This window comes from Xenorhabdus sp. BG5, from assembly GCF_015163665.1.
Taxonomy (GTDB): Bacteria; Pseudomonadota; Gammaproteobacteria; order Enterobacterales; family Enterobacteriaceae; genus Xenorhabdus.
Window position 1 is genome coordinate 146193 of the sequence record NZ_JADEUG010000003.1, and the last position, 7504, is coordinate 153696.

6 protein-coding genes are annotated in these 7504 nt (G+C 45.9%); 2 read left to right on the forward strand and 4 right to left on the reverse strand.

What is annotated here, in order from left to right; genetic code table 11:
* Positions 1-11 precede the first annotated feature (11 nt).
* The 4 genes from IQ209_RS03570 to cecR form a co-directional block, all read right to left on the reverse strand.
* Positions 12-1172: an ABC transporter permease gene (locus IQ209_RS03570; RefSeq protein WP_193849048.1), complete on the reverse strand. Its 1161-nt coding sequence runs from the start codon at positions 1170-1172 to the stop codon at positions 12-14.
* Positions 1169-2905, reverse strand: coding sequence for an ATP-binding cassette domain-containing protein (locus tag IQ209_RS03575; RefSeq protein WP_193849050.1), 1737 nt, complete (start codon positions 2903-2905; stop codon positions 1169-1171). The genes IQ209_RS03570 and IQ209_RS03575 overlap by 4 nt, the downstream gene beginning before the upstream one ends.
* Before the next feature lie 8 nt (positions 2906-2913).
* Positions 2914-3921: a secretion protein HlyD gene (gene hlyD / locus IQ209_RS03580; protein WP_193849052.1), complete on the reverse strand. Its 1008-nt coding sequence runs from the start codon at positions 3919-3921 to the stop codon at positions 2914-2916.
* A 79-nt stretch (positions 3922-4000) separates the two neighbouring features.
* Positions 4001-4696: a transcriptional regulator CecR gene (cecR, locus tag IQ209_RS03585; protein ID WP_193849054.1), complete on the reverse strand. Its 696-nt coding sequence runs from the start codon at positions 4694-4696 to the stop codon at positions 4001-4003.
* 250 nt (positions 4697-4946) lie between these two features.
* On the opposite strand from cecR, the gene rhlE reads away from it, so the two are divergent.
* Positions 4947-6275, forward strand: coding sequence for an ATP-dependent RNA helicase RhlE (gene rhlE, locus IQ209_RS03590; RefSeq protein WP_193849056.1), 1329 nt, complete (start codon positions 4947-4949; stop codon positions 6273-6275).
* Between the two features lie 4 nt (positions 6276-6279).
* Positions 6280-7263 (forward strand): tRNA dihydrouridine(16) synthase DusC, encoded by a 984-nt coding sequence (dusC, locus tag IQ209_RS03595; RefSeq protein WP_193849058.1) that lies wholly within the window; start codon positions 6280-6282, stop codon positions 7261-7263.
* The last annotated feature ends 241 nt before the right edge of the window (positions 7264-7504 follow it).

The following is a 7504-nucleotide window of genomic DNA, read 5'->3' on the forward strand; positions in this document are numbered from 1 at the left end:
CTCTTTCCTTTTTAATCCAGATGCCGACGCGTTTTCCACGCGGTCAGGCCGATAAAGACGATGGAACTGGCAATCAACAGGAGCAGGTTTGTCATCAACACAGTGCCAATGTTTCCGGCCAGAAAGAGCGTCTGTAGGCTGCTGACAAAGTAACGTGCAGGTATGACATAAGTCGAAGCCTGAATAAGCGCAGGCATACTGTCTATCTCGAAAACGAAACCAGACAACATAATGGCAGGCAAAAAAGCCGCATTGAGAGAAATCATTGCCGCATTGAACTGATTACGTGTCAGGGTAGAAATCAGTAACCCCATCCCCAAGGCGGTAGCAAGATATAGGCTGGAGACTAATGCTAGTATCCAGAGTGAGCCGCGATAGGGCACCCCCAACACAAACACTGTGAATAGCATACAAAGTACCATGACAAAAGATCCCAGCATCTGATAGGGCAATAATTTGGCAAGTAACAGTTCGGTGCGGGTAACCTGAGTTGAAAGTAGCGCTTCCATAGTTCCGCGTTCCCATTCACGGGCAACGACCAGAGAGGTAAGAATTGCGCCTACCACAGTCATAATAATTGAAACAGCTCCGGGAATAAGGAAGTGCCGACTAATGGCGGCGGGATTAAACCAATAGCGGATTTGTGTATCAATCAAGGGCGTCGTTGAAACCCCAAGATTTTGTCCTCGTTGCTGTAACCAAATTTGCCAGATGCCTTTAGTATAACCCTGCACAAAATTGGCAGTATTGGGTTCACTGCCATCGGTAATCACCTGAATCGGAGCATGGCTCCCTGCACGGGCGAGCTGGGTATCAAAATTGACAGGAATGACGATAATGCCGCGGATTTGGTTTTCCTGCATTTTTTTGATTAAGAGTTGGCGGTTGTCGCTGAGGGTGGCATCAATATAGGGTGATCCCGTAAATACATGCACTAATTCACGGGCGTCTTTGCTCTGCTGCTCCATGAGAATACCGAGGCGAAGTTTGCTGGAATCCAGGTTAATACCGTAACCAAAAATAAACAGCAACATTAATGGGATAACTACGGCAATCAAAGCACTGCTGGGATCACGGACAATCTGCTTAGTCTCTTTGATGCAGAGCGCTTTCAATCGACGCCATGAGAAACTGACGGCCTTCTGAGGTGTTGTATGTTCGGGATGACTCATTGCGGCTCCTTATCGTAGTTCAACACGAGATCGATAAAAGCATCTTCCATGGAAGGGTTAGGGAAGTTATCCGTAGCGACCAGTTGTTTCAGTTCATCGGGCGTTCCGGCTGCGATCAATTTGCCTCGAAATACCAGCCCGATACGATCACAATATTCTGCTTCTTCCATAAAGTGAGTTGTGACCATCACGGTTACCCCTTTATCCACCATGCCATTGATATGTAGCCAAAATTCGCGGCGGGTTAGCGGGTCAACGCCCGAAGTGGGTTCATCCAAAAACAGAATATCAGGTTCGTGCATCAATGCGCAGGAAAGGGCAAGTCGTTGCTTAAATCCGAGCGGCAGGCTATCCGTTTTTTGGTGTAAGATTGGCTCAAGATTGAAAGCACGGATCATGTCAGACATCTTTTCTTGTTGATGACGACCTTTCAGGCCGTAAACACCGGAGAAAAATTTAAGATTTTGTCCAACAGTCAGGTTGCCATAAAGTGAGAATTTTTGCGCCATATAGCCAAGGCGTTGGCGGGCCTTACCTGAACTGGTTTTTAAATCTATATCCAGAACCAAGGCTTTGCCTGAAGTGGGGAGCATTAAACCACACATCATTTTGAAGGTAGTTGATTTTCCGGCGCCATTTGGCCCTAATAGGCCGAATATTTCCCCTCGTTTCACCTGAAAATCGACATGGTCAGTCGCCGCAAAATCGCCAAATTTTTTAGTCAGACTACGGGCCTCTATCACGGTTTCGGTTGGGTTTGGCGGGATTTGCGGCATTATTTCCGCTAATTCGGAACGATGGGATGGGCCGCCACCCAATAAATCGATAAATGCATCTTCGAAACGGGGTTCGGCCTCGAAAAGACTGGCTTCAGGCAGCCCTATTTGTTGGAATAATGCGTTCTTATCCGCTTCTTTTTTTAAGATCAGGCGAACATATTTTCCCTGAATCACACCATCAGTCACTTGTGGCAAGGTGAGGGCATGTTGCAACATTTTGCGCCGTGCATCTTGTTTGACATCAAGCAAAAAAGATCGTCCCGCAATATTTCGGGTTAAGTCTTGTGGCTGGCCGCGATAGAGCAACTCACCTCGGTTCATCAGCAAAACATCACGACATAATTCGGCTTCATCCAGATAAGAGGTGCTCCACAGGATCAGCATGCCGTCAGAAGCGAGTTCATGAACCATTTGCCATAATTCACGACGGGCAATGGGATCAACGCCCACGCCAGGCTCATCCAGTAGCAAAACCTTTGGGCTACCCAATAAGGTACAAGCAAGCCCCAGTTTTTGTTTCATGCCACCGGACAATTTCCCCGCCAACCGTTCGGTAAAACGGGTTAAGTCCGTGAAGGTGAGTAATTTTTGAAATGTGGTTTTGCGCTCTTCGCCAAGTACACCCCGCAGATCGGCATATAAGGTGAGATTTTCCATTACAGTTAAATCTTCATACAAGCCAAATTTCTGCGGCATGTAACCGAGTTCAGAACGGACTTGAACACTGTCCTTGATAGGATCAAGCCCCATGATTTCAATATCGCCGCTATCAGGCTTCAATAATCCAGCCAACATTCTTATCAACGTGGTTTTTCCAGCACCGTCTGGACCAACAAGGCCCGTCACTGATCCGCCCTGAATTTCTGCTTGCAGATGAGATACAGCAGGAATCTCTAATCCTGGAAAAGTTTTCTCCACGCCGTTCAGTTTTATCGTATAAGCTGAACTGGTCATGTTATCGCCTACTTATCTGTTTTAGTAAAATTTGTTTCAGTAAAACGCAAGGTAACAGGCATGCCTTGTTTCAGCCCTTCATCGGGATCAAGGACAATGATGCGCAGGCGATAAACCAAATCTGTTCTTAAGTCAGGGGTTTCGACATTTTTTGGGGTAAATTCGGCAGTTGGAGAAACAAAACCGATTTTGCCATGATAAGGCTGGTTTTTCCGCCCATCGGTATAAATCAGGACTTCCCGTCCGGCGATAGCCTGATTGAGATTAGGCTCATCAATATATGCTCTGATCCAAACGGGATTGGTCAGTGACAGGGTAAAAACCGTGTTGCCGGCTGCCAGCATGGTGCCTGGCTCAATGGCTCTGGTCAGGATCATCCCTGCCGAGGGAGAAGTGAGTTGAGTATCTTTTAGGTTAAGTTCAGCCTGTGCCACGGTCGCTTCTGCTTGAATAAGCTGGGCTTTTGCCGCCGCAATTTCTTCTATGCGATAACCCGTCTCGAACTGACGCAATTTATCTTTTGCCGCCTGGTAAGCTGCCAGCGCTTGATTGCGTCCAGTTCTGGCATTTTCCAGATCATTGGCTGAGATGGTTTTGCTCTGCCATAAGCCTTGCTGGCGTTTCAGGAAACTATCGGCGAAATGGAATGCTGACTTTTTTTGCTTGACTTCAGCACGCACCTGGGCGATTTCTTCGCTGCGATAACCCGCTTCAGCTTTGGCAAGATTTGCCTTGGCGACATCACGAGTCGCTTTGGCTTGATTCAAGGCATTAATAAAGGGCGCATCATCAAGGCGACCAATCATTTGGCCCACAGTAATGGCATCACCTTCATCCACCTGTAAATTAGCCAGCTTACCTGCAACCCGAAAACTGAGGTTAACAGTCCTGACATCAACATTGCCATACAGGGTTATCACCCTGCTATTTTGTTCCTGATAATAGTAGATACCGACAATGGCACTGATAACAACAATGAGCGCCAATAGGGTAAGAGCAAACTTTTTACTGTTCATACCATCCCTTATGCCTTGTTCAATTTATACCCGCTATCTTTCAAGTGGTGGCTTTGTTGGTTATGCCATTGCTTAAGCGTTATTGGGTATACCTTTTTGATTTTTCTCTTAACCCATCAAGCAATAAATTGATGTGCTGAGATAAAACCTGATTGATTAATTCGTATTCTTTGGTGCCAATATTATCCCATCCGGTTTGGCGCAATAAGGCTTCCCTAGCCAGTCGGAAAGAGAGGATCTCACCCAATAGAGCATGGGTATGAATTTGGGTTGAAATTTGGCGTTCATCGGCACCGATATAATTGGCGATGAGTTTATTCAACCGAGAATAAATGGGGGCCAGCCCCTGCTCATGCATAACGCTGTAAGCCTCTGTTGGCGTCAATTGTTCATGGGACATGATCCGGCTAATATTGATACTGCTTTTCTCGAAAATCAGGCGGTTATAGCTAACCATTCCCTGATGAATAAATGCTAATATTTGGCCTTTGGGATAGGGTTTCGCTGTCTTAGCAAAAAAATGATCAATGGCTTCAATAAGAGGGGCAAACTCTGATTTTAACTTATCGGCAATATGTTGTACGACGGCGAGGTATAATCCTTCTTTGGAACCGAAATAGTATGCGATAGCTGCGATATTTTGCTGTGCGTGTTGGGCAATGTTGCGGGTAGTCGCACCATCCAGACCTGATTTGCCAAAAATTTCTATTGCTGCTTCCAAAAGTTGTTGTTTGGCTTGTTCGCCGCGTAATGTCTGGGCCTTCTTTGCTGCCATGTCAAAATATTTCCTGTGACAAAGAGTTTTCGGGAATGCTGAAAAATATATCAATCGTATGATTAACTTTAAAACTAAAGTAATACGATGTAAAGTTAACTCAAATTGTCTTTTTAATAGTCACCCATAAAAAATAATCGTCCAAAAGACATATCTGTTATAATCACGCCCTATTTATGTAGGGTGCATCGCAGTTTGTGTAGTCCTGAATTGATATCAGGCATTGTGAAGTCTGGAGTATTTCTTATTTATGAATTTTGAGTCACTCGGCCTGAAGGCCGATATTTTGCGTGCCGTTGAAGAACAAGGCTACGTGGAACCTACCCCTATTCAGCAGCAGGCCATTCCTGTTGTGTTATCCGGTAAAGATCTCCTGGCCAGTGCCCAGACAGGGACAGGAAAAACAGCGGGATTTACGTTGCCTATCCTGCAACGTTTGAGTGAATCCCCGGCTCAGTCAAAAGGTCGTCGTCCGGTCAGGGCGTTAATTTTAACCCCGACTCGAGAACTGGCAGCTCAGGTGGGGGAAAATGTCCGTAATTACAGCAAATATCTCAGATTGCGTTCGTTTGTTGTCTTTGGCGGAGTCAGCATTAATCCGCAGATGATGAAACTGCGCGGTGGTGTAGATATGCTGATCGCAACGCCGGGGCGCTTGCTGGATTTGGAGCACCAAAATGCGGTCGATCTCTCACGTGTTGAGATTCTGGTTTTGGATGAAGCAGATCGCATGTTGGACATGGGCTTTATTCACGATATTCGTCGGGTGTTGAACAAACTGCCAGCAAAACGCCAAAACTTACTCTTTTCTGCGACATTCTCTGATGAAATTAAGAGCCTCGCCAATAAATTGCTGAAAGAGCCAGTCAGCGTAGAAGTGGCACGGCGTAACTCGGCCTCTGAGCAAATTGATCAATCCATCCATTTTGTCGACAAAAAGCGCAAGGGTGAATTGCTCTCCTACATGATCGGCAGCCAGAACTGGCAACAAGTATTGGTATTTACGCGTACCAAACATGGTGCAAACCGGCTGGCGGAACAATTGAATAAAGATGGTGTGACTGCGGCTGCGATCCACGGTAACAAAAGTCAGGGGGCAAGAACCCGTGCGCTGTCTGATTTCAAGACAGGGCAAATCCGCGCGTTGGTGGCAACGGATATCGCTGCCCGTGGACTGGATATTGACCAATTGCCCTATGTCGTCAACTACGAATTACCAAATGTTGCCGAAGATTATGTGCATCGAATTGGCCGTACCGGGCGTGCAGAAGCGACTGGACAGGCAATATCGTTGGTGTGTGTCGATGAACACAAGCTCCTGAAAGATATTGAGCGCCTATTGAAGCGAGAAATTCCACGTATTGCCATTTCGGGTTATGAGCCTGATCCTTCTATTAAGGCTGAGCCTATCCAAAATGGGCGTAATAGCCGTGGTAATCACTCAAATAGTCATTCTCGCGCTAGTCATCCTCGCGGTAATAACCCTCATCGAAATGGCAAACAGGGTCATTCCAAACAAAATCGGGTAAATAAAGAACGGGCAACCAAAACCTCACGTGCTTCGGTGGTGGGAGAATAATTTAATGCGCGTTTTGCTGGCTCCGATGGAAGGGGTTTTGGATTCTTTGGTTAGGGAACTGTTGAGTGAAATCAATGACTATGACCTGTGCATCACTGAATTCCTGCGTGTGGTTGACAGCTTACTGCCGGTAAAATCCTTTTACCGGTTGTGCCCTGAGCTGCATCATCAGAGCCGTACTCCATCGGGAACTCCAGTCAGGCTCCAGCTTCTTGGGCAATATCCAGAATGGTTAGCAGAAAATGCGATGAGGGCAGTTGAGTTAGGATCATGGGGTGTCGATTTAAACTGTGGCTGTCCGTCAAAGGCGGTCAATGGCAGTGGTGGCGGTGCTAGCTTATTGAAAGATCCCGAACTCATTTATCAAGGCGCTAAAGCCATGCGTGAAGCCGTGCCCGCTCATTTGCCGGTAACAGTAAAAGTACGTCTGGGATGGGATTCTGCTTCACGTCAGTTTGAGATTGCGGATGCCGTCCAGCAAGCGGGGGCAACTGAGCTGGTTGTGCATGGACGAACCAAAGAAGAGGGGTATAGAGCGGAGCATATTAACTGGCAGGCGATAGGTGAGATTCGGCGTCGCCTTACTATTCCTGTTATTGCCAACGGTGAAATTTGGGATTGGCAAAGCGCTCAGGCGTGTATCAAAACGACAGGATGTGATGCCGTGATGGTGGGCCGTGGTGCTCTGCATGTGCCAAATTTGAGTCGTATCATTAAATATAACGAACCCAAAATGCCGTGGAGCGGCGTACTCAAGTTACTGCAAAAATATACTTATCTGGAAAAGCAAGGAGATACGGGGCTTTATCATGTTGCCCGTATCAAACAATGGTTGGGGTATTTACGCAAAGAGTATAATGAAGCGGGTGAGTTATTTATGCAAATCAGAGGATTGAAAACATCTGCTGAGATTGCCAAAGTTATTTCTTCTGCCGTAGATGAATGTCTACTGCGACATGCCATCCAAGAATCCTCCATCTTCTGTTAGTCGCATTTATTCCCTCCCGTGATAGAATGTTTCTCTATTTCTGGGGGAGAATGCGTGTTTTTTATAATTTAAAACCTATCGGGTATAAGTAAAATACATCTCATTTTTTTATAAATAATGAATAATATCTATAAAATCAAATTCCATTAGAGGAGTTTTCCTTATATTGATATCAGAATTATATGAAGGTGGATTAATTTTATGGTTGATTTTATACATAATAAATAAAATAATCTATGAC

What these genes read in the sequence shown, in the direction of transcription:
- IQ209_RS03570 (WP_193849048.1), bottom strand. Translation starts at nt 1,172, where the DNA reads ATGAGTCATCCCGAACATACAACACCTCAGAAGGCCGTCAGTTTCTCA.
- IQ209_RS03575 (WP_193849050.1), bottom strand. Translation starts at nt 2,905, where the DNA reads ATGACCAGTTCAGCTTATACGATAAAACTGAACGGCGTGGAGAAAACT.
- hlyD (WP_193849052.1), bottom strand. Translation starts at nt 3,921, where the DNA reads ATGAACAGTAAAAAGTTTGCTCTTACCCTATTGGCGCTCATTGTTGTT.
- cecR (WP_193849054.1), bottom strand. Translation starts at nt 4,696, where the DNA reads ATGGCAGCAAAGAAGGCCCAGACATTACGCGGCGAACAAGCCAAACAA.
- rhlE (WP_193849056.1), top strand. Translation starts at nt 4,947, where the DNA reads ATGAATTTTGAGTCACTCGGCCTGAAGGCCGATATTTTGCGTGCCGTT.
- dusC (WP_193849058.1), top strand. Translation starts at nt 6,280, where the DNA reads ATGCGCGTTTTGCTGGCTCCGATGGAAGGGGTTTTGGATTCTTTGGTT.